At 62.5% G+C, this 21612-nt stretch carries 23 protein-coding genes; 18 read left to right on the top strand and 5 right to left on the bottom strand.

Annotation, left to right across the window (positions count from 1 at the left end):
* Positions 1-6 precede the first annotated feature (6 nt).
* The 9 genes from infA to dsbD all read left to right on the top strand — a co-directional run bounded on the left by infA (position 7) and on the right by dsbD (position 5934).
* A complete protein-coding gene (gene infA, locus NCS28_RS12490; protein WP_004521905.1) occupies positions 7-225 on the top strand; it encodes a translation initiation factor IF-1 in 219 nt (72 codons plus the stop codon).
* Positions 226-245: 20 nt separating this feature from the next.
* The gene (rpmJ, locus tag NCS28_RS12485; protein WP_004199844.1) at positions 246-362 is read left to right on the top strand and encodes a 50S ribosomal protein L36; all 117 of its coding nucleotides are present in this window, start codon (positions 246-248) and stop codon (positions 360-362) included.
* Positions 363-403: 41 nt separating this feature from the next.
* Positions 404-769, top strand: a complete 366-nt coding sequence (rpsM, locus tag NCS28_RS12480; RefSeq protein ID WP_008344037.1) for a 30S ribosomal protein S13 — start codon at positions 404-406, stop codon at positions 767-769.
* Between the two features lie 28 nt (positions 770-797).
* Positions 798-1202 carry a 30S ribosomal protein S11 gene (rpsK, locus tag NCS28_RS12475; protein WP_035506748.1) on the top strand — a complete coding sequence of 135 codons (405 nt, stop codon included), beginning with the start codon at positions 798-800 and terminating at the stop codon, positions 1200-1202.
* A 151-nt stretch (positions 1203-1353) separates the two neighbouring features.
* On the top strand, positions 1354-1977 hold the full coding sequence (gene rpsD / locus NCS28_RS12470; RefSeq protein ID WP_250514123.1) for a 30S ribosomal protein S4: 624 nt from the start codon (positions 1354-1356) through the stop codon (positions 1975-1977).
* Positions 1978-2111: 134 nt separating this feature from the next.
* A complete protein-coding gene (locus tag NCS28_RS12465; RefSeq protein ID WP_014192467.1) occupies positions 2112-3089 on the top strand; it encodes a DNA-directed RNA polymerase subunit alpha in 978 nt (325 codons plus the stop codon).
* A gap of 139 nt (positions 3090-3228) precedes the next feature.
* Positions 3229-3624, top strand: a complete 396-nt coding sequence (gene rplQ, locus NCS28_RS12460) for a 50S ribosomal protein L17 (protein ID WP_008344047.1) — start codon at positions 3229-3231, stop codon at positions 3622-3624.
* Positions 3625-3776: 152 nt separating this feature from the next.
* Positions 3777-4109 (top strand): divalent-cation tolerance protein CutA, encoded by a 333-nt coding sequence (gene cutA, locus NCS28_RS12455; RefSeq protein WP_250514122.1) that lies wholly within the window; start codon positions 3777-3779, stop codon positions 4107-4109.
* Positions 4102-5934: a protein-disulfide reductase DsbD gene (gene dsbD, locus NCS28_RS12450; protein WP_250514121.1), complete on the top strand. Its 1833-nt coding sequence runs from the start codon at positions 4102-4104 to the stop codon at positions 5932-5934. Before cutA ends, dsbD begins: the two co-directional genes overlap by 8 nt.
* Before the next feature lie 52 nt (positions 5935-5986).
* Here the strand turns inward: dsbD and hemB are convergent, their stop codons facing one another.
* Positions 5987-6985, bottom strand: coding sequence for a porphobilinogen synthase (gene hemB, locus NCS28_RS12445; protein WP_250514120.1), 999 nt, complete (start codon positions 6983-6985; stop codon positions 5987-5989).
* 256 nt (positions 6986-7241) lie between these two features.
* Positions 7242-7904, bottom strand: coding sequence for a ribosome biogenesis GTP-binding protein YihA/YsxC (gene yihA / locus NCS28_RS12440; protein ID WP_250514119.1), 663 nt, complete (start codon positions 7902-7904; stop codon positions 7242-7244).
* A gap of 302 nt (positions 7905-8206) precedes the next feature.
* Between yihA and NCS28_RS12435 the strand changes: the two genes are divergently transcribed.
* From NCS28_RS12435 to msrQ, 5 genes are all read left to right on the top strand, one after another.
* Positions 8207-8881 carry a c-type cytochrome gene (locus tag NCS28_RS12435; protein WP_250514118.1) on the top strand — a complete coding sequence of 225 codons (675 nt, stop codon included), beginning with the start codon at positions 8207-8209 and terminating at the stop codon, positions 8879-8881.
* A 175-nt stretch (positions 8882-9056) separates the two neighbouring features.
* Positions 9057-11288 carry a cytochrome c biogenesis protein ResB gene (locus tag NCS28_RS12430; protein WP_250514117.1) on the top strand — a complete coding sequence of 744 codons (2232 nt, stop codon included), beginning with the start codon at positions 9057-9059 and terminating at the stop codon, positions 11286-11288.
* A 4-nt stretch (positions 11289-11292) separates the two neighbouring features.
* A complete protein-coding gene (gene ccsB, locus NCS28_RS12425; protein WP_250514116.1) occupies positions 11293-12495 on the top strand; it encodes a c-type cytochrome biogenesis protein CcsB in 1203 nt (400 codons plus the stop codon).
* Between the two features lie 149 nt (positions 12496-12644).
* The gene (msrP, locus tag NCS28_RS12420; protein ID WP_250514115.1) at positions 12645-13634 is read left to right on the top strand and encodes a protein-methionine-sulfoxide reductase catalytic subunit MsrP; all 990 of its coding nucleotides are present in this window, start codon (positions 12645-12647) and stop codon (positions 13632-13634) included.
* Between the two features lie 3 nt (positions 13635-13637).
* Positions 13638-14288 (top strand): protein-methionine-sulfoxide reductase heme-binding subunit MsrQ, encoded by a 651-nt coding sequence (msrQ, locus tag NCS28_RS12415; protein ID WP_250514114.1) that lies wholly within the window; start codon positions 13638-13640, stop codon positions 14286-14288.
* A 46-nt stretch (positions 14289-14334) separates the two neighbouring features.
* On the opposite strand, the gene lysA is transcribed toward msrQ, so the two are convergent.
* Entirely contained in the window at positions 14335-15597 is a 1263-nt protein-coding gene (gene lysA / locus NCS28_RS12410; RefSeq protein WP_250514113.1) for a diaminopimelate decarboxylase, read from the bottom strand.
* Between the two features lie 44 nt (positions 15598-15641).
* On the bottom strand, positions 15642-15950 hold the full coding sequence (gene lptM, locus NCS28_RS12405) for an LPS translocon maturation chaperone LptM (RefSeq protein WP_250514112.1): 309 nt from the start codon (positions 15948-15950) through the stop codon (positions 15642-15644).
* Between the two features lie 35 nt (positions 15951-15985).
* Between lptM and cyaY the strand changes: the two genes are divergently transcribed.
* Positions 15986-16303 (top strand): iron donor protein CyaY, encoded by a 318-nt coding sequence (cyaY, locus tag NCS28_RS12400; protein WP_250514111.1) that lies wholly within the window; start codon positions 15986-15988, stop codon positions 16301-16303.
* A 54-nt stretch (positions 16304-16357) separates the two neighbouring features.
* Here the strand turns inward: cyaY and NCS28_RS12395 are convergent, their stop codons facing one another.
* Positions 16358-18766 (bottom strand): penicillin-binding protein 1A, encoded by a 2409-nt coding sequence (locus NCS28_RS12395; RefSeq protein ID WP_250514110.1) that lies wholly within the window; start codon positions 18764-18766, stop codon positions 16358-16360.
* Positions 18767-19013: 247 nt separating this feature from the next.
* Between NCS28_RS12395 and pilM the strand changes: the two genes are divergently transcribed.
* The 3 genes from pilM to NCS28_RS12380 are packed head-to-tail and all read left to right on the top strand — an operon-like array spanning position 19014 to position 21561.
* On the top strand, positions 19014-20015 hold the full coding sequence (gene pilM, locus NCS28_RS12390) for a type IV pilus biogenesis protein PilM (RefSeq protein ID WP_250514109.1): 1002 nt from the start codon (positions 19014-19016) through the stop codon (positions 20013-20015).
* Complete coding sequence (locus NCS28_RS12385) at positions 20012-20695, top strand: PilN family protein (RefSeq protein WP_250514108.1); 684 nt, start codon at positions 20012-20014, stop codon at positions 20693-20695. The genes pilM and NCS28_RS12385 overlap by 4 nt, the downstream gene beginning before the upstream one ends.
* Positions 20692-21561, top strand: coding sequence for a type IV pilus inner membrane component PilO (locus NCS28_RS12380; RefSeq protein WP_250514107.1), 870 nt, complete (start codon positions 20692-20694; stop codon positions 21559-21561). The genes NCS28_RS12385 and NCS28_RS12380 overlap by 4 nt, the downstream gene beginning before the upstream one ends.
* Positions 21562-21612: the final 51 nt, after the last annotated feature.

Genomic DNA, 21612 nt, shown 5'->3' with positions numbered 1-21612 from the left:
AGGACTATGGCCAAAGACGATGTTATCCAGATGCAGGGTGAGGTCATCGAAAACCTTCCCAACGCTACTTTCCGGGTGAAATTGGAAAATGGCCATGTCGTCCTGGGACATATTTCCGGAAAGATGCGGATGCACTACATCCGCATCCTGCCGGGCGACAAGGTTACGGTTGAATTGACGCCTTACGATCTGTCTCGTGCGCGGATCGTGTTCCGGGCGAAGTGATTTGAAAAAAGGGTAATATCATGAAAGTGATGGCATCGGTTAAGCGCATTTGCCGCAATTGCAAGATCATCAAGCGCAAGGGCGTTGTGCGCGTGATTTGCAGCTCTGATCCGCGCCACAAACAGCGTCAAGGCTGAACGCCGCGCTTTTGCTTGCGCTTTTTGTTTGAGGAAAAACAATGGCTCGTATCGCAGGGGTTAACATCCCGAATCACCAGCATACCGAGATCGGCCTGACGGCAATCTTCGGCATCGGTCGCACGCGTTCCCGCGGCATTTGCACGGCAGCTGGTGTGGAATTTTCGAAGAAGGTCAAGGACCTCACTGACGCAGACCTCGAAAAGCTGCGTGACGAAGTGGGCAAGTTCATCGTCGAAGGCGACCTGCGCCGTGAAGTGACGATGAATATCAAGCGCCTGATGGACTTGGGTTGCTACCGCGGCATGCGCCATCGCAAGGGTCTGCCCCTGCGTGGCCAGCGTACGCGCACGAATGCACGTACCCGCAAGGGTCCGCGTCGTGCAGCGCAATCGCTGAAGAAGTAAGCGGAACTGACAGTTACAGGAAAACGTAATGGCTAAGGCTTCGAACAACTCCGCGGCGCAACGCGTTCGCAAGAAGGTCAAGAAGAACGTCGCCGAGGGCGTGGTTCACGTTCACGCGTCGTTCAACAACACCATTATCACGATCACTGACCGTCAAGGTAACGCGCTGGCATGGGCGACCTCGGGTGGTCAGGGCTTCAAGGGCTCGCGTAAGTCGACGCCGTTTGCAGCTCAGGTCGCAGCCGAATCGGCTGGCCGCGTGGCATTGGAATACGGCGTGAAGAACCTCGAAGTGCGGATCAAGGGCCCCGGCCCTGGCCGTGAATCGGCGGTGCGCGCGCTGCATGGTCTTGGTATCAAGATCACCGCGATCTCCGACGTGACGCCGGTCCCGCACAACGGCTGCCGTCCGCCGAAGCGCCGTCGTATCTAAAGTCCGACGACGCGACCGCATGTTTCCTGTCGATGCGCAAGTATCGGCGGGTTTCGTGCGTTATGAAGTTTTGACTAAGCCCACCGTTCGACCCAAGGGGTTCGGACTAGCGCAGACGAAAGTGTGCGTGATCAATATTTAAGGATGCAAAGTGGCACGCTATACCGGTCCCAAAGCAAAGCTGTCCCGCCGTGAAGGCACTGATCTGTTCCTGAAGAGCGCACGCCGCTCCCTCGCCGACAAGTGCAAGCTCGACAGCAAGCCCGGCCAACACGGCCGCACCTCGGGCGCGCGTACGTCCGACTACGGCACCCAGTTGCGCGAAAAGCAGAAAGTGAAGCGTATCTACGGCGTTCTGGAGCGTCAGTTCCGCCGCTACTTCGCTGAAGCCGATCGCCGCAAGGGTCCGACGGGCGAAAACCTGCTGCAGTTGCTCGAGTCGCGTCTCGACAACGTCGTATATCGCATGGGCTTCGGCTCGACGCGCGCCGAAGCGCGCCAGCTCGTGAGCCACAAGTCGATCGTGGTGAACGGCCAAGTCGTGAACATCCCGTCGATGCAAGTGAAAGCGGGCGATGTCGTGTCCGTGCGCGAGCAGTCGCGCAAGCAGGCCCGTATCGTCGAAGCCCTGTCGCTGGCCGAGCAAGGCGGAATGCCGAGCTGGGTGTCGGTCGACGCGAAGAAGTTCGAAGGCACGTTCAAGTCGATGCCGGAGCGTAGCGATATCGCTGGCGACATCAACGAAAGCCTGATCGTCGAATTGTATTCGCGTTAATCGCGGCGGTAATGGATTGACAGCCGGGGAGCCTGATTGCTCGTGGCAAGGGGTGGCCTCGGCTGTTTATTTTCAGGTTGTTACCGGTCAGCCTTATCGGTGTAACGAGCCGAGGGTATTGAAAAGGAAAACCTATGCAAACCAGTTTGTTGAAGCCCAAGATCATTGCAGTTGAATCGCTTGGTGAAAACCATGCGAAGGTGGTTATGGAGCCGTTCGAACGCGGCTATGGCCACACCTTGGGTAACGCGCTTCGGCGCGTGCTGCTGTCGTCGATGATCGGCTACGCGCCGACCGAAGTGACGATCGCAGGCGTCGTGCATGAATACTCGACGCTCGATGGTGTGCAAGAGGATGTGGTCAACCTGCTGTTGAACCTGAAGGGCGTCGTCTTCAAGCTGCACAACCGTGATGAAGTCACGGTGACGCTGCGCAAGGAAGGTGAAGGTCTCGTCACGGCCGGCGATATCGAACTCGCGCACGACTGCGAGGTCATCAACCCGGAACACGTGGTCGCGCACCTGTCGAAGGGCGGCAAGCTCGACGTTCAGATCAAGATCGAAAAGGGACGCGGCTACGTGCCGGGCAATGTGCGTCGCTACGGCGAAGAGTCGGCGAAGATCATCGGCCGTATCGTGCTGGACGCGTCGTTCTCGCCGGTTCGCCGCGTGAGCTATGCCGTCGAGAGCGCGCGTGTCGAACAGCGTACCGACCTCGACAAGCTCGTGATGAACATCGAGACGAACGGCGTGATTTCGCCGGAAGAAGCGATCCGCCAGTCGGCTCGTATTCTGGTCGATCAGTTGTCGGTGTTCGCAGCGCTCGAGGGCACTGAAGCGGCAGCGGAAGCGCCGTCGCGCGCGCCGCAGATCGATCCGATCCTGCTGCGTCCGGTGGATGACCTCGAACTCACCGTTCGTTCCGCGAACTGTCTGAAGGCCGAGAACATCTATTACATCGGCGATCTGATCCAGCGCACGGAAAACGAGCTGTTGAAGACGCCGAACCTGGGCCGCAAGTCGCTGAACGAAATCAAGGAAGTGCTGGCATCGCGCGGTCTGACGCTCGGTATGAAGCTCGAAAACTGGCCGCCGGCTGGTCTCGACAAGTAACAGGCGAAGTCGCTGCGCAACTTTGCAAAGACGCGGATTCTGCTTTAAAATCCGCGTCTTGCGTTATTTTCGACCGGCCCGTGCGCTGATTTAGGGCGCAATAGAAGAGCTGGATCAAAACTCGTTAAAGGAACTGAAAATGCGTCATAAGCATGGTCTGCGGAAACTGAACCGCACGAGCAGCCATCGTCTGGCAATGCTCCGCAATATGTCGAATTCGCTCATCGAGCACGAAGTCATCAAGACGACGCTGCCGAAGGCCAAGGAACTGCGTAAGGTCGTCGAGCCCCTCATCACGCTGGGCAAGAAGCCTTCGCTCGCGAACCGCCGTCTGGCGTTCAATCGCCTGCGCGATCGTGATTCCGTCGCGAAGCTGTTCGACGTCCTCGGCCCGCGCTACGCGAACCGTCCGGGCGGCTATCTCAGCATCCTGAAGTTCGGTTTCCGCGTCGGCGACAACGCGCCGATGGCGCTGGTCCAGTTGATGGATCGCCCGGAAGTCGAAGAGACGGAAGAAGTGCAAGAAGCGGAATAAATTCCGTTTTCAGTTGTTCGCAGAAAGGCCAGGCTCAAGCTTGGCCTTTTTGCTTTCTGCGTGCGACGTCGCGGCACGCCGATGCGTAAAAGTGCGTGTCAGTCGCGGATGCTACGATACGAAGAGAGCCTGCCGTCTTTCGGAGTACCCGCATGAATGTCCCCGTCGTTCTGATGCTCTCCACGCTGCCTGACACCGCCGCCGCCGATGCGCTCGCGCAAGCGGCGCTCGACGCGCGGCTCGCCGCCTGCGTGACGAGCCTCGGCGCGGTGTCGTCGCAGTATCACTGGAAGGGCGCGGTGGAGTCGTCGAAGGAAGTGCAGTTGTTGTTCAAGACGAGCGTCGCGCGCAGCGAAGAGTTGCAGCGCTTCGTCGAGGCTCGACATCCATATGAAACACCCGAAATCCTCGTCTGGCAGGTGGATGCATCGCCGGCCTACGGTCAGTGGGTCAACGCAGAAACGCAGCGTCCTCTTCATGTTTGAGTTTTCCCGTCTTTTCGCGCGGCGATTCTTCGGCGCATTCCTGTTTCTCGCAGCGCTCGCCATGCTTTCGGGCGGCGCGCACGCAGCCGACGATTTCCTCGATCCTGATATCGCGTTCAAGTTCAGCGCATCGGAAAAGCCCGGCGAAGTGGACGTACGCTACAAGATCGCCGATGGCTATTACATGTACCGTGAGCGCTTCGCGTTCGCGGTGAAGAGCGGCGATGCGACCATCGCCGCGGCGCAACTTCCGGCGGGCACAGTCCACTTCGATCAGACGTTCAACAAGGACGTCGAGACCTATCGCGGCGAATTGCACATCCGCATTCCCGTCACGCAGGCGAAGGGTCCTTTCGAGCTCGCGGTGACGTCGCAAGGATGCGCGGATCAGGGCATCTGCTATCCGCCGATGGAGAAGACCTATCGCGTCAGGGGCGACGCGCTGCAACCGGCGGGCGCCGCGCCGACTTCCGCCAGAGCTGACAACGGTAGCTCGTGGTTCGACCGCGCGACCAGCGCAGACTACGCGCAGTCCATCCTCGAAGGCGGCGGATTCTTCGCGGTCGTCGGACTGTATTTCCTGGCCGGCATGGTGCTGAGCCTCTTGCCGTGCTCATATCCGATGATCCCGATACTGTCCGCGATCATCGTCGGCGAAGGCGCGCGCGTGACGCGTTCGCGCGGATTCGCGTTGTCAGTCTCATATGTGATCGGCATGGCGCTCGTGTACACGGTGCTCGGCATCGTTGCCGCGCTGATCGGACAAAGCCTCGGCGCGTGGCTGCAAAACCCTTGGGTGCTCGGCGCGTTCGGCGTGCTGCTCGCGGCGTTCGCTGTCGCGCTGATTTCGGGCGTCGATATCGCGTTGCCTGAACGCTGGCAAAGCGGCGTGAACGAGGCGTCGCAGAAGCGCAGCGGCGGCAAGTTCGCAGCGGTCGCGGTGATGGGCGCGTTGTCCGCGCTCGTCGTCGGCGCGTGCATGACAGCGCCGCTTTTCGCGGTACTCGCGTTCATCGCGCACACCGGCAACGCCGTACTCGGCGGCGCGGCGCTCTTCGCGATGGGTATCGGGCTGGGCGTGCCGCTTCTGATCATCGGCTTGGGCGCGGGATCGGTTTTGCCGCGCGCAGGCGCGTGGATGGACGGCGTGAAGGTGTTCTTCGGCGTCGTGTTGCTCGCGGCCGCGCTGTGGATCGTGTGGCCGGTCATCGGCGGCGTCGGGCAGATGCTGCTCGCCGCGCTGTGGCTTTTGATCGCGGCTGCATCCCTCGGATTGTTCTCGTCGGGCACGTCGGCGGTTGTCGGCGTCTGGAAGCGACTCGGACGCGGGCTCGCCACAGCGTTCGCGATTTGGGCTGCGACGTTGCTCGTCGGCCTGGCCGCGGGTTCGACGGATCCGCTGCGCCCGCTCGCCGTGCTCGCTTCCCGGGGTGCGTCGTCCGCGCCTGCGAATGCGCAAGCTGAAGCACCGACGTTCGCGCCGGTACGTTCGTCGGCGGAACTGGATTCGGCTGTGAAGGCCGCCGCGCGACCAGCGATGCTCGACTTCTACGCCGATTGGTGCGTGTCCTGCAAGGAAATGGAGAAGCTGACTTTCTCCGATGCACGCGTGCAAGCGCGGCTCGCGCAAATGAATCTTCTGCGCGCGGACGTGACCGCCAACAACACCGACGACCAGGTGCTCCTCAAGCGCTTCAAGCTCTTCGGGCCGCCGGGCATCATCTTCTTCGATGCGCAGGGCAACGAAGTCGCCCGCGTCGTCGGGTACGAATCGGCCGATACGTTCCTGAAGAGCCTCGACAAAGTCGGGCCGTCGAACGGATAAAAGGAGGGCGATGCATCGAGCATCGCCCTCTTCGTAACGCAAGCAAGAAAACTTACTTCGACGCGCGCAGAATCCGCGCCGCATCCAACGCGAAGTACGTCAGCACGCCATCCGCGCCCGCGCGCTTGAACGCGAGCAGCGCTTCCATCATCACCTTGTCGTGATCGATCCAGCCGTTCTGCGACGCGGCCTTGATCATCGCGTACTCGCCGCTCACCTGATACGCGTACGTCGGAAAGCGGAATTCGTCCTTCACGCGGCGCACGATGTCGAGATACGGCATGCCCGGCTTGACCATCACCATGTCCGCGCCTTCTTCGATGTCCATACGCACTTCGCGCATCGCTTCATCGGAGTTGGCCGGGTCCATCTGATAGGTCATCTTGTTGCCCTTGCCGAGATTCGCGGCCGAGCCGACCGCGTCGCGGAAAGGGCCATAGAACGCCGACGCGTACTTCGCCGCGTACGCCATGATGCGCGTGTGGATGTGATCTTCGCTCTCGAGCATCTCGCGGATCGCGCCGATGCGACCGTCCATCATGTCCGACGGCGCCACGATATCCACACCCGCTTCCGCCTGCGTGCGCGCTTGCTCGACGAGGATTTCGCTCGTTTCGTCGTTTTTCACGTAGCCTTCCTCGTCGAGCACGCCGTCCTGGCCATGGCTCGTGTACGGATCGAGCGCGACGTCGGTCAACACGCCGACCATCGGGAAGTTCTTTTTCAGCTCGCGCACGGCGCGAGGAATGAGGCCTTCCGGGTTCGTGGCTTCGCGGCCGTCGGGCGTCTTGATCGACGGCTCGATCGCCGGAAATAGCGACAGCACCGGCACGCCCAGTTCGACGCACTGTTCGGCAACCTTCATCAGCAGATCGACGGACGTGCGCTCGACGCCGGGCATCGACGGCACCGCTTGCCGCACATTCGTGCCTTCGACGATGAACACCGGATAGATGAGGTCGTTCGTCGTGAGGAGATTTTCGCGCATCAGACGGCGCGAGAAGTCATCGCGGCGCATCCGGCGCGGGCGATGGTGAGGATAGAAGCTCATGTCTTGACTCGAATTTGGAGTGGTCTTCGGGGGCGATCGAAAACGGCTTTAGAAATGCGTAAATCCTTACCGGACAAGCACTTGGACGCGTCTGAAACCGTTTTGAGACAATGGTATATCATACCGATCGAGCGAGGCGCTTGCCGCCGGACTCCCCGCTTCTCCTCCCTGAGCGGGTGCCTGTCGATGTTCGATTAGGCTGTTAACCCGCCGTCATGCGGCGGGTTTTTTTATGCCGCCGCGTGCGCGCGACCGCTCACTCGGCTGCGCTTACGGACGCGTTCTCACCGGCTTCCCCGGGCATCAACCAGCTTTCGATCTGTTCGTGCGCCTCTTCCAGTCCCGTGCGCTTGAGCGCGGAGAAGAGTTGCACGGTGAGTTCGCCGCGATAGCCCGCATCCTTGTATTCAGTCAGCGATTTCTTCGTCGCGCGCAGGGCGTTGGTCATCTCCTGTCGCGTCAATTTGTCGCATTTTGTGAGCAGCGTGTGGATCGGCTTTCCCGTCGGCGCGAACCAGTCGATCATGATGCGATCGAGTTCGGTGAGCGGGCGGCGCGAATCCATCATCAGGATCATGCCGCGCAGTTGTGCCCGGCTCTGGAGATACGTCGACAGCAGACGCTGCCAGTGTTCTTTCGCGGCTCCCGGCACTTCGGCGTAACCGTATCCGGGAAGATCGACGAGAAAGCCGGTCGGATCGGCTTCCGGCCCGACCGAGAAGTAGTTGATATGCTGCGTGCGTCCCGGCGTTTTACTGGCGAACGCGAGCCGCTTTTGGTTGCACAGTACGTTAATGGCCGTCGATTTTCCCGCGTTCGAGCGTCCCCCGAACGCGATTTCGGGCTGCGGCGTCGGCGGCAGATCGCGCAGATGATTGACGGTCGTGAAGAAGCGGGATTGGTGAAGCAGAAATGACATGGCGGGCCCAATCGAAAGAGCTGCGAAAACTTCAAGCCTTGAGAACCCGGCAAATACTGGGCATGCCCCGACTGGCGTCTTTGCGTGGAGCGGGTTATTGTACAATACGACGGATTTTTAAAGACCAGCACGGGCACGCAAGACCCAAGCCGCAGGCGGCACCCACAGAGGAGCGAGACAGTTTTCGGGGCACTTTTTGAGCCTCTTCGTTCAGCGAGTTCGGGTATCTTGCGGCGATAATCGGTCGCCGTCGTTTTTTGCAGAACCTCACATTCTCACAAGACGAAAAACAGGGTACGCGAATGAACCGACTGTACAGGTCTCTGGTGGTGATTCGGGCAGCGGCGGCTTTCGGTGCGGGTTTGAGTGGACTAGCAGTATCGATGTCGGTGAATGCGGCGGAGCCCGCGCAGGCGGCGAAGCCCGATGCGGCGCGAGGTCAGGCCATCGCGACCCAGGTGTGCGCGGCGTGTCACGCAGCGGACGGCAACAGCGCCGGCGCCGCGTTTCCGAAGCTCGCGGGCCAGCATGCCGAATACATCGTCAAGCAATTGAAGGATTACAAGACGCAGCCGGGCGCGAAGGCGCCGGCGCGCAACAATCCGATCATGGCGGGCATTGCGAGCGCGCTGTCGGATCAGGACATGGTGAACGTCGCGGCGTACTTCGCGTCGCAGAAGGCCAAGCCCAACTACGCGCGCGACAAGAACGACGTCGCGCTGGGCCAGAAGATCTACCGCGGCGGCATCGCGGACAAGGGCGTGCCGGCGTGCGCCGCTTGCCACGGCGCAACTGGCATGGGCATTCCGGTGCAGTATCCGCGGCTGTCGTGGCAATGGGGCGACTACACGGTCGCGCAGTTGAACGCCTTCGCATCGGGACAACGCGCCAACAGTGAACCGATGCACCAGATTTCCTCGCGCCTGAACGAAGCGGAGATGAAGGCGGTTGCCGACTACATCGCCGGCTTGCATTAAACGCGCAACAGTCAGCGTCCAGCGGTTCCCGGCGGCTAACGCGGGAATCGCCCATACTACGAAGCCGGTCCCGGAAGATCCGAGAAGACCGGCGCGAGAACAAAAAAAGGGTGGGACGTCGGTCGATGAGACCGCCAGCGTCTCCACCCTTTTTTGCTGTCCAGCCGGAGTTTGAATGAGCGTCACCACATCGAGTTTGCAGTCGAAGTCGGCCCGCCGGGCCATCAGGCATTTCGTCGAACTCGTCAGTTCGATGCGCTTCGCCATCGCGTTGCTCGTCATTCTGGCGATCGCGAGCATCATCGGCACGGTGCTCACGCAAGAAGACCCGTATCCCAACTACGTGAATCAGTTCGGTCCGTTCTGGGCCGACATCTTCCGCGGCCTGAGCCTCTACAACGTGTACAGCGCGTGGTGGTTCATGCTCATCCTGATCTTCCTCGTGATCTCGGTGTCGCTGTGCGTCGTGCGCAACAGCCCGAAGATGATCGCGGACTTGAAGAGTTGGAAGGATCGCGTGCATGAAGGCGGCCTGCGCGCGTTCCACCACAAGGGCGAGTTCACGGTTTCGACGAACCGCGCGCAGACGGCCGCGACGCTCGAACGGCTCGCCGCGAAAATGGGCTATCGCACCGTGACGCGCCAGACCGACAACGGCGCGACGCTCATCGCGGGCAAGCGCGGCGCGATGACGAAGATCGGCTATATCTCGGCGCACGTCGCGATCGTCGTGATCTGTATCGGCGGGCTGCTCGACAGCAATCTGCCCATCAAATTGCAGATGTGGATGTTCAACAAGACGCCGATCAACAGCAACGCCGTTATTAACGACATTCCGCGCGAGCATCGTCTTTCGACGTCGAACCCGACGTTCCGCGGCTACGCGTGGGTGCCGGAAGGGCAGAACGTCGGCACGGCGATTCTGAATCAGCAGGACGGCTCGATCATTCAGGATCTGCCGTTTTCGATTCAGTTGAACAAGTTCATCGTCGACTACTACTCGACCGGCATGCCGAAGCTCTTCGCGAGCGACATCGTCGTGATCGATCACAAGACGGGCAAGCGCATTCCGGCGCGCGTCGAGGTGAACAAGCCGTTCACCTACGACGGCATTTCGATCTATCAATCGAGTTTCCAGGACGGCGGCTCGAAGCTCGAAATGACCGCATGGCCGATGACCGGCGGCAGCGCGAAGACCGAGCCTTTCAACGGCACTATCGGCGGCACATCGCCCATCGGGACGCAGTTCACCGGCGCGCAAGGCGAGACCGTCGAGTTCACGGATTTCCGCGCGATCAACGTCGAAAACATGACCGACGGGAGCGGCACGCCGGACGCACGCGGCGTCGGCAAGAAGGAAACGCTGCGCGACGCGTTCGACGAGCGTCTCGGCTCCGGCGCGAAAACTTCGAAGCCGACGGACCTGCGCAACATCGGCCCTTCGGTGCAATACAAGGTGCGCGGCACGGACGGTCAGGCACGCGAATACAGCAACTACATGCTGGCCGTCGACGTGAGCGGCCAGCGCATGTTCCTCGCGGGCATGCGCTTGAGCCCGAACGATCCGTTCCGCTACCTGCGCATTCCCGCCGACGAACAGGGCACGATCAAACAGTGGATGGACTTGCGCGCCGCGCTGGCCACGCCCGCGACGCGCGCCGCAGCCGCGCACCGTTTCGCGCTGCGTTCGGTACCGCAGGAAAATCGCGAATTGCAGGAACATCTGGAAGAAAGCGCGGTTCGCGTGCTGAATCTTTTCGCCGGCGTCGACGAAAGCGGCAAGGCAACGACGAATCCGCAGATGATTGGCGGCTTTCAAAGCATCGCGACGTTCATCGACCATTCGGTGCCGAAGGGCGAGCAGGAAAAAGCGGCGGGCCTTTTGATGCGCATGCTCGAAGGCGCGATGTGGGACGTATGGCAGATTTCCCGAGAGCAAAACGGCCAGCCCGACGCTAAAGTGGATGAGAAGAACTCTGCGTTCGTCCAGTCGTCCATCAACGCGCTTTCCGACAGCTTTCTATACGGTTCGCCCGTCTTTCTGCAACTGGACAACTTCAGGCAAGTGCAAGCTTCGGTATTCCAGTTGACGCGCGCGCCCGGTAAAAATCTGGTGTATCTTGGCAGCCTTCTGCTGGTGGTCGGGATTTTCTCGATGTTCTATGTCCGCGAACGCCGGCTCTGGTTCTGGCTCAAAGATGCAGGGCAGGGCGGCGCGAGCGTGCTGATGGCGATGTCCACGGCGCGCCGGACGTTCGATTTCGAGAACGAGTTCGTACGCACGCGCGCGCAGATCGCGGCGGCGCTCGACGCGAAGCCGGCAGAACCGGCCGATCCGTCACCGGCATCCAGTGCGCCCCAGCACTCGCAATCCGAGACTCCGAGCTCGGAAGTTTCGACACGGTAAGATCATGGACCTCACACAGACTTCCTCCCACGCCTCCGCAAAGACGGAACGTCCGGCATCGGGCCTTCCCGATGTCGCCGTGTTCGACGATCGTCCGTTCCTGCGCCGTCTGACGCCGATCGACTGGCTCTTCGCCCTCGCGATGGTCGCTGGCGCGGGTTTCGCGCTGAACCGCTACCACGCGTATATGGACGTGTACGACATGGCCGTGCTGATCGGCGCCGTGCCCACCTTCGTCGTGCTCGGATGGCGCTGGAAGCCGGTGCGCTTGCTGATCGCGATGATCGCGGTGCTCGCGCTGTTTTCGATCCAGCTTTATCAGCACGATCTCGCGCGCGCCGACACTAATTTCTTCCTCAAGTACTTCCTGTCCAGCCAGTCCGCGATTTTGTGGATGAGCGCGCTCTTTATCCTCGCGACGCTCTTTTATTGGATCGGCCTCGTGACACGCTCGCAAACGGGCGGCGCGATCGGCTCGCGCATGACGTGGGTCGCGGTGCTGATGGGCTTCACCGGCCTGATGGTGCGCTGGTACGAGTCGTACATGATCGGCTCCGATGTCGGCCATATTCCGATCTCGAACCTGTACGAAGTGTTCGTGTTGTTCTGCCTGATCACGGCGCTGTTCTACCTCTACTACGAACAGCATTATTCGACGCGTCAGATGGGCGCGTTCGTGCTGCTCGTGATCAGCGCGGCGGTCGGCTTCCTGATGTGGTACTCGATCGCCCGCGACGCACAGCAGATTCAACCGCTCGTGCCCGCGCTGCAAAGCTGGTGGATGAAGATTCACGTGCCGGCGAACTTCATCGGCTACGGCAGCTTCGCGCTTTCGGCGATGGTTTCCGTCGCGTATCTCGCGAAACAGCGTGGCTTCATGGCTGACCGCCTGCCGTCGCTCGAAGTGCTGGACGACGTGATGTACAAGTCGATCGCCGTCGGGTTCGCTTTCTTCACCATCGCGACGATTCTCGGCGCGCTGTGGGCCGCGGAAGCGTGGGGCGGTTACTGGAGCTGGGATCCGAAGGAAACGTGGGCGCTGATCGTCTGGCTGAACTATGCGGCGTGGCTGCACATGCGCCTCATGAAGGGCCTGCGCGGCGCGGCGGCGGCGTGGTGGGCGCTGACCGGCCTGATCGTTACGACGTTCGCGTTCCTCGGCGTGAACATGTTCCTGTCGGGCTTGCATAGCTACGGCAAGCTCTGACCGGTCGGATCGACTATCGAAAAACCGCCATGCATCGCGCTGGCGGTTTTTTTTCGTTTCGCGGTGGAATACGGGCATCCGGAATGCTGTTTTCCACGTATGAGCATTCAGCGGCGGCGTCCTGCGCGTCGCAAATGGAAGGAACGCACATGTGGATGAGAAAAAATCGCGATTTGTACGGCGACGACATCGCGAGCCATGAAATCACGCCGCGCGACGTGTTCGAGAATCGCCGACGTGCGCTGCGCTCGATCGGGGCGTTCGCCGCAACAGGTCTCGCTGGCACAAGCAGCCTCGCCCACGCGACGCTGACTTCGCCGGACGCCAAAGGCCAGAAGCTCGCGGCGAAGACCAACTCGAAGTTCGTCGCGCTGGACAAGGCGACGTCGTTCAAGGACATCACGAGCTACAACAACTTCTACGAGTTCGGCACTGACAAGGGCGATCCCGCCGAGCACGCGGGCACGCTGCGTCCGCGTCCGTGGAAGGTGTCGGTGGAAGGCGCGATCAAGAACCCGAAGGTCTACGACATCGACGATATTCTGAAGCTCGCGCCGCTCGAAGAACGCGTCTACCGGTTGCGCTGCGTCGAAGGCTGGTCGATGGTGATTCCGTGGATCGGCGTGTCCTTGTCCGAGCTCATCAAGCGCGCCGAGCCGACGGGCAACGCGAAGTACGTGCAGTTCATCACGCTCGCCGATCCGTCGCAGATGCCGGGACTCTCGACGCCGATTCTCGAATGGCCGTACTCGGAAGGCCTGCGAATGGACGAGGCGATGAATCCGCTCACGCTCCTGACCGTCGGCTTATACGGCCAGGTGCTGCCGAACCAGAACGGCGCGCCGGTGCGCGTGGTCGTGCCGTGGAAGTACGGGTTCAAAAGCGCGAAGTCGCTCGTGAAGATCCGCTTCGTCGAAAAGCAGCCGCCGACGAGCTGGAACCTCTACGCGCCCAGCGAATATGGCTTCTTTTCGAACGTCAATCCGAGCGTCGATCATCCGCGCTGGAGTCAGGCGACGGAGCGGCGCATCGGCGAGGACGGTTTCTTTTCGCCGAAGCGCAAGACGCTCATGTTCAACGGCTACGGCGATCAGGTCGCGTCGCTGTATCAGGGCATGGATCTCAAGAAGAACTTCTGAACGATGCCGACCGCTTCCGAGATCAAAGGCACGCGGGCGAGCGCCGGCGTTCGCTGGCTTGTTCCCGCGAAACTCGCCGTTTTCATCGCGATGCTGTTTCCGCTCGCGCGTCTCGTGCTGCTCGGCGTGACGGGCGGCCTGGGCGCGAATCCGATCGAATTCATCACGCGTTCGACCGGTCTCTGGACGCTCGTCTATCTGTGCATCACGCTCGCGATCACGCCGGTGCGCCGCATGACCGGCATCACGGCGCTCGCGCGCTTTCGCCGGATGATCGGGCTGTACGCGTTCTTCTTCGCCGTGCTGCACTTCACGACGTATATCTGGTTCGACAAATGGTTCGATGTCGCCGCGATGCTGAAGGACATCGGCAAGCGGCCGTTCATCACGGTGGGCTTCGCGGCGTTCGTGCTGCTGATTCCGCTCGCGGCCACGTCGCCGAAAGTCATGGTGAGAAAGCTCGGCCGTCGCTGGCAGACCTTGCATCGGACGATCTATCCAATCGCCGCGCTCGCCATCCTGCACTTCTGGTGGATGAAGGCGGGCAAGCACGATTTCGAGCTGCCGAAGATCTACGGCTCGATCGTGATCGTGCTGCTCGGCTGGCGCGTGATCGCGTGGCTTCGAACGCGAGCGACACGGCGGCGCGCATAAAAAAAGCGATGCCTCGGCATCGCTTTTCGTCGAAGCGCGCGACGCTTCAGTCCGGCAGAATCGATTCTCCGGCGAACAACTGCTTCACGTCCTCACGTTCGCGCACGAGACGCGCGCGTTCGCCGTCGACCATGATTTCGGCGGCCCGCGGACGCGTGTTGTAGTTCGAGCTCATCACGAAGCCGTACGCGCCCGCGGAGCAGATCGCGAGCAGATCGCCCGGTTCGATGGCCAGTTCACGATCACGCCCGAGCCAGTCGCCGCTTTCGCACACAGGGCCGACGACATCGTACTTGTGCGCCTGCGCGTCACGCTTCACGACCGGCACGATGCGATGAAACGCCTCGTACATCGCGGGCCGCGCGAGATCGTTCATCGCGGCATCGACGATGGCAAAGTTCTTTTCCTCGCCCGGCTTCAGAAACTCGACGCGCGTCAACAGCACGCCCGCATTGCCGACGAGCGAACGCCCCGGCTCGAAATACACTTCGCGCTGACCGTGGCCGCGCTTCTCGATGTGATCGAGCACGGTCTTCACGAACTCGCCGATATCGGGCGGCGTTTCATCGTCGTACGTGATGCCGAGACCGCCGCCGACATCCACGTGACGAATGCTCATGCCGTCCGCTTCGATCTGCTCGACGAGTTCGAGCAGCTTGTCGACTGCATCGAGATACGGGCTGATCTCGGTGATCTGCGAGCCGATGTGGCAATCGATGCCGAGGACGTCGAGATTCGCCATTGCATGCGCTTGGGCGTAGGTCGCGCGGGCATCGCTGAACGCGACGCCGAACTTGTTCGACTTGAGGCCCGTCGAGATGTACGGATGCGTCTTCGCATCGACGTCGGGATTCACGCGCAACGAAACCGGCGCCTTCTTGCCGAGCGATGCCGCGACTTCGTTCAACGCGTGCAACTCGGGAATCGACTCGACGTTGAAGCACTTCACGCCCGCTTCGAGCGCCTCGCGCATTTCCGCCGCCGATTTGCCGACGCCCGAAAACACCGTGTTCTCCGCCTTGCCGCCCGCCGCAAGTACCCGCGCGAGCTCGCCCGACGACACGATGTCGAAGCCCGCGCCCATGCGCGCGAACACGTTGAGCACCGCGAGATTGCTGTTCGCCTTCACCGCGACGTGAACCGTCGCGCGACGGCCGGCGCAGGCATCGGCGTAGGCGTGATAGGCGCGCGTCAGCGCATCGCGCGAATAGACGTAGAGCGGCGTGCCGAACTGCTCCGCGAGCGACGCGGCTGAGACGCCTTCGGCGTGCAGCACGCCGTCGACGTAATGGAATGCGGAATCACTCATGCGTGGAATCGAATGCGCCCGTGAAGGCATCGAAAATCGAGGGATCAGTAAGCGGACGACGCCGCTTTCGGCGCCGATGCGGCGTTAGGGCTCGTCTTCAGGTCGGTCTCGGGCGAGAGCGACAGCGGCTCGCCCGAGGTATCCGGAACGCTGCCCGAGCGCGATGCAGTCTCGCTGCCCGGAGCGACGTTCGAAGGCGGCGTATTCTGGAGATCGTTGGGACGTTGCGGCAGCGGAGGCACGTTCGGCAGATAAAGCGGACCGCGTTGCCCACAACCGCCGAGCGCGATGGTTGCCGCGGCGCCGATGCTCAAAGCCGCTACAATCGCGCTCATCCTGAAAACGACTCGCATGACCGTCCCTATACGTTTAATCGATGGAGTTTAGCATGACAGACCAGGAATACCTGACGCTGGCGGAGGCCGCGCTGACGGCCATCGAGCGCTCGGTCGACGCAGCCGAAGCCGATATCGAATTCGAGCGCAGCGGCAATGTTTTGACGCTGGAATTCGAGAATCGCACGAAGGTGATCGTGAACCTGCAACCGCCGAAACACGAGATCTGGCTGGCGGCGAAGGCGGGCGGTTTTCATTACAAATACGTCGACGGCGCCTGGCGCGACACGCGCGACAACAGCGAATTCTTCGCCACCCTCAGCAAATATTCGAGCGAACAGGCCGGCGAGCCGATCAGATTCAAGCCGTAAAAAAAGCGAGCGGACCGTGTAGTCCGCCCGCTTCGATCGTTGCAGGGGGCGCGGTTACTGCCCCTTGAACAGATTCATGATGTCCTGCTTTTCCTGTTCGCCGACTTCGGGCGCCGGCGCCGTCACGCCGGATACGCCTTCCTGCGGCGGCGCCTGACTCACGCCGATGGTCGCGACAAAGCCGTGGCCCGGCGTCATGTCGTCGTAGTACAGCTCGTTGCCGAGCGATGTGATGTCGGGCGGCGTCATCGGCTTGTACTCGGGCACGCCCTTCAAAGCCTTGCTCATGTAATCCATCCAGACCGGCAGCGCGAGGCCGCCGCCGGTTTCCTTGTCGCCGAGGCTGTGCGGATTGTCATAGCCGATCCACGCAATCGCAACGAGCGTGCGCTGATAACCGGCGAACCACGCATCGCGCGAATCGTTTGTCGTGCCCGTCTTGCCGGCGAGATCGCCGCGCTTCAACTGATTCGTTTTCGAGCCCGTGCCGTGCTGCGCGACGCTCTGCAACAGGCTGTTCATCACGAACGCGTTGCGCGGCGTGATTGCGAGCGGCGCACTTTGCTGCGCGACGAGCGGCTGCGGATGCGACACGACGCGGCCGTACGGATCGGTGATATCGGTGATCAGATACGGATTCACGCGATAACCGCCGTTCGCGAACACCGCATAGCCCGCCGCCATTTGCAGCGGCGTGACGAGACCCGCACCGAGCGCCATCGGCAGATAGGCGGGATGACGGTCCGCATCGAAGCCGAAGCGCGTGACGTACTGCTGCGCGTACTTCGTGCCGATATGACTCAGGATGCGGATCGACACCATGTTCTTCGAGCGTTGCAGCGCGGAGCGCATCGTCATCGGGCCGTCGAAGCCGCCGCCGTAGTTCTTCGGCTCCCACGCCTGGCCGCCGGTCTCGGCGGCGCTAAAGAAGAGCGGGCCGTCGTTGATGATCGTCGCGGGCGAAAGACCTTTCTCGAGCGATGCCGAATAGATGAACGGCTTGAAGCTCGAACCCGGCTGACGCCATGCCTGCGTGACGTGATTGAACTTGTTCTTGTTGAAGTCGAAGCCGCCGACGAGCGCCCGGATCGCGCCGTCCTGCGGCACCATCGACACGAGCGCGCCTTCGACCTGCGGCAGTTGCGTGATGACCCAGTCGCCGTCGTCGTCCTTCATGAGACGCACGATCGCGCCCGGACGAATGCGCGAATTCGGCTGCGCGCGTGCGCTCAGCGCGAACTGCACGAAGCGCAGATCGTTGCCGGTGATCGTCGCCGTGTTGCCGTCGATGAAGCTCGCCTTCACTTCCTTCGGATTCGCCGACGTCACCACGGCCGCGACGATCTCGCCGTTGTCGGGATGCTCGGCGAGCGCATCGTCGATGGCTTGCTCGCGGTCGTCCGCATTCGACGGCAGATCGATATAGCCTTCCGGTCCGCGATAACCATGCCGGTGCTCGTAGTCCATCAAACCCTTGCGCACCGCGCGATAGGCGGCGTCCTGATCGGCGGAATCGATCGTCGTCACGACGTTCAGTCCGCGCGTGTACGCTTCCTCGCGGTATTGCGCGTACATCATCTGGCGCACCATTTCCGCGACGTACTCGGCGTGCACGCTGAACTCGCGGCCCTGTCCCTTCACGACGAGCGGCTGATTCACCGCCTGGTCGTAGTCGGCCTGCGTGATGAAGTTCAGCTCGCGCATGCGTTGCAGGATGTACTCCTGCCGCACTTTCGCGCGCTTCGGGTTGACGACTGGGTTATACGCCGACGGCGCTTTCGGCAAACCCGCGAGCATCGCGGCCTCGGCGAGCGTCACGTCCTTCAGATCCTTGCCGAAGTAGACTCGCGCCGCGCTCGCAAAACCGTACGCGCGCTGGCCGAGATAGATCTGATTCATGTAGACCTCGAGAATCTGATCCTTCGTCAGCGCGCGCTCGATTTTGTACGCGAGCAGCATCTCGTAGATCTTGCGCGTGTAGGTCTTCTCGCTCGACAGGAAGAAGTTGCGCGCGACCTGCATCGTGATCGTGCTTGCGCCCTGCGACGCGTGGCCGTTCGTCAGCGCGACGGAGCCCGCACGCAGAATGCCGGTGAGATCGACGCCGCCGTGATCGTAGAAGCGCGAGTCCTCGATCGCGAGCACTGCTTTTTTCAGATGATCGGGCACATCCCGGATGCGCACGACGCTGCGGCGCTCCTCGCCGAATTCACCGATCAGAACGTGATCCGCCGTATAGATGCGCAGCGGCACCTTCGGCTTGTAGTCGGTGAGCGCTTCGAGCGAAGGCAGGTTCGGCATCGCGACGACGAGCGCGTAGCCGAGCACGAGGCCCGCGCAGACGACGAGCGCGAACACGCTGACGAGAAATCCGAGCATGAGCCGAGCCCACCATGAGCGCTTGGCTTTCTTCGGCCTCTCGGGCGGCGGGGACGGCGGGTTGATAGGGGAAGAGGATTGCATTGGCACCACCAAAAACGGTCACGCGATTATAGCGGTCCGGGTTTGAGACTTTTCTGAAGCCTTTCAGCGCGTTGGTCACGTGCGCTCGCCGCCTTCTTCAAGATACGCGCGATCGTTCACGGAAGCATCCTTCTATCGTGAGCGTTGGCCATTCGGCCGAGTGTTCGCCGCCGATCACGCTCGCGACAATCCTTCCACGTCAAGCGCCCGAACGGTTCGGTGCGCAAGTGAATGGAAGGAGTGGCTCATGAATAAGGAAAACGCGCTGCGCGGCACGATGCTGACGGTCACGCGGCGCTACGCGGCGGGCATCGATGTTGGCGAGGACGCCGTGCGGCTCGCTATCGTCAGCAGGCGATTGCGAGCGAACGCGGCGGTGTGCGTCGAACATCTGGATTCGGTGGCGTTGCCGTCGGGCGCGGTGATCGACGGCGATTTCGTCGATCGCGCGGCTATCGTCGCGGCGTTGCGCGAGGCGTTCGCGCGTCTGCCGGAAAGCAGCGCGTGGCGGGCGCTGCGCTGCGCGATGGGATTGCCCGCGTCGGCGACGCTCACGACGCAGATTCCGCTCGCGCGTCTGATCGACACCCATGAACAGCTCGCGGACGCCATCGGCGGCGATCCGCGCGGCATGCTCGAACCGGCGGTGCTCGCGGAAGCCGAACGCGCGGCGGGCATCGAACGCGGCGCGCTGGCGGTGGACTGGTCCGTGCAGGCCCGGGAGGACGGCGAGGCGCTGGTCGCGATCGCGGCCACGGCGCGTCGGCACGTGGAGGCGCGCGTCGAAACGGCGGCGCAGGCGGGCATCGCGCTGTCCGCCATCGACGGCGAACCGGCGGCCGCGTTGCGCGCGATGCGCCATGCCGGCTCGATCGAACTGGACGCCGATGCGCGCTATCTCGTCTGCTGGCTGGAAAGCACCGGGCTGCATGGCTGGCTCGTCGGCGGGCGTGGCGTCGAGAACGAAGTGCGCTATCCGGCGCCGGAACATCGGAGTATTTCCGACGCGCTGCACGAGCTCGCGGGACAGGAGGCGCCGCTCGACTGCATCTATGTCGGCGGACAGCTCGAGTTAATGGCGCACGCGAGCCTTCCGCTGCCCGTTTTGGGCAAGACCTTCGGCTGCGCGGCGCTGCCTTTCGAGGCCGCGCCGTACTGCAACGGCGCCGCCGACATCCAGGCCGCGCACCGGCATTCGCCGCGCTTCGCGGTCGCGTTCGGGCTGGCCTTGCGCGAGGTGATGCAATGAGCGCCGCCATGCTCGATGGATTCAACCTGCTTCCGTATCGCGCACGAAAGCGCCGCGAAGTGCGGCGTCAGCGGCTGGCGCTGCTTGGCGCGGTGAGTCTTGCCGGCTGCGCGGCCGTGGGCGCCGTGGCCGGCTGGGATACGTTCGAGCGCGTTCGTCTGGACGAGCGACGCATCGCGCTGGAGGCGTCGCTGCGTACATCGGGCGCGCAGATCGACGAACGCGCGCGACTCGTTCGCGCCGAGTCGGAGCGGCGGCGCGCGCGTGAGGCCGCGCAGCCGCTCGCCTTGCCGCGGGGGCGCGTTCTCGCGCTGCTCGAAGCGCTCGCCGATACGCCTTTGCAGCGCGGCGTCGCGCTTCAACGCGTGACGCAGCGAACGAACGAGGTCGAACTTGCCGCGCTCGCGCCCGATTCGCAGGCGGCCGCGCAATGGCTCAAGCGGCTGGAACGCTTGCGCGGCGTGCAGGCCGTGGAAGTGATCGAGATGAAGCGGCGCGCGGATCCGGCGGCGTCGGGCAAGCGTGGCGCATCGACACCTGTCGGCGATCGTTCCGCACATTTCGAGTTCGTGGCGCTCGTGCGTTACGCGCCGGATCATTCGCGCGATGAAGCCGCGTCGCGTCAGGCGCATCCGATATTGGCCGCCGCTCGTCCGGTTACGCAGGAGAAACGTCCATGAGCACGATCCCGATGAACTCCGCTGCGAAGACTAGTGCGCGCGGTGCGCCGTCGATCCTGCAGCCGCTCGACGAATGGTCGCGGCGCCGAACCATGTGTGTCGCGATTGCGTTGGGTCTGCTCGTCTTTGTGCTCGGTCTGCGCGCCTGGCGGACGTTGGACGCGAGCCAGCTCGATGCGAGCCGCGTCGCGTGGACGGCGACGCAGGCGAAGGTGCAGGACGCGGGGCGTATCGCCGCGGAACTGCCCGATTTGCGAGCGCGGGCGGCTTCGGGCCGTATGGAGCCGGAGCAGTGGAGCGCCGCCGACGCGTTGCGCGCCATCGCGGATCTGGCGGCGCAGAGCGGTTTGCGCGTCGCGGATATCGAGCCGGTTGCGGTGAAGGGTAGCGAGCCGAAGGTGCGCGAGCCGATTCCGGAGCGCGCACTCAGGCTGCGCGCCGACGGCGCCTTCCCCGAAATGCGACGCTTCCTGGGCGCGCTCGCCGGGCTGCCTCGCCTTGTCGTGCCCGAAAACGTGCAGATCAAACGACAGCCGGGCACGCTCGCCATCGAGGCGACGCTGCGCATCTTCGAAACGTTGCCGGCGGTCTCGGCCGCTGCGGCGTCGCGCGCCGATGCGTTCGTCGTCGATCCATTCGGCGATGCGGAGACGGCGTCGCAGGGCGGCGACATGCTGCTCGTGGGCACATTCGTCGGGCGACGTCGCACGATGGCGCTGCTGCAAAGCGGCCGCGACGTTGATAGCTTCACGCCCGGGCAGAAGATTGGTGACGAATGGATCGGGCGCGTGATGCCGCGTGCGATCGAACTCGCCCGTGCCGACGGCATGTCGCGCGAGTTGACGATTGCGGAGGATCGCAAGTGAGCCAGTTCGCGAAGCTTTCACGCCGATGCGCGGGTGCGGGCGTGGCCGTGC

The sequence above is a fragment of the Caballeronia sp. INDeC2 genome (genome assembly GCF_023631325.1).
GTDB lineage: Bacteria > Pseudomonadota > Gammaproteobacteria > Burkholderiales > Burkholderiaceae > Caballeronia.
The sequence above is the reverse complement of the archived record's forward strand: the minus strand, read 5'-3'. Positions and strand labels throughout refer to the sequence as shown.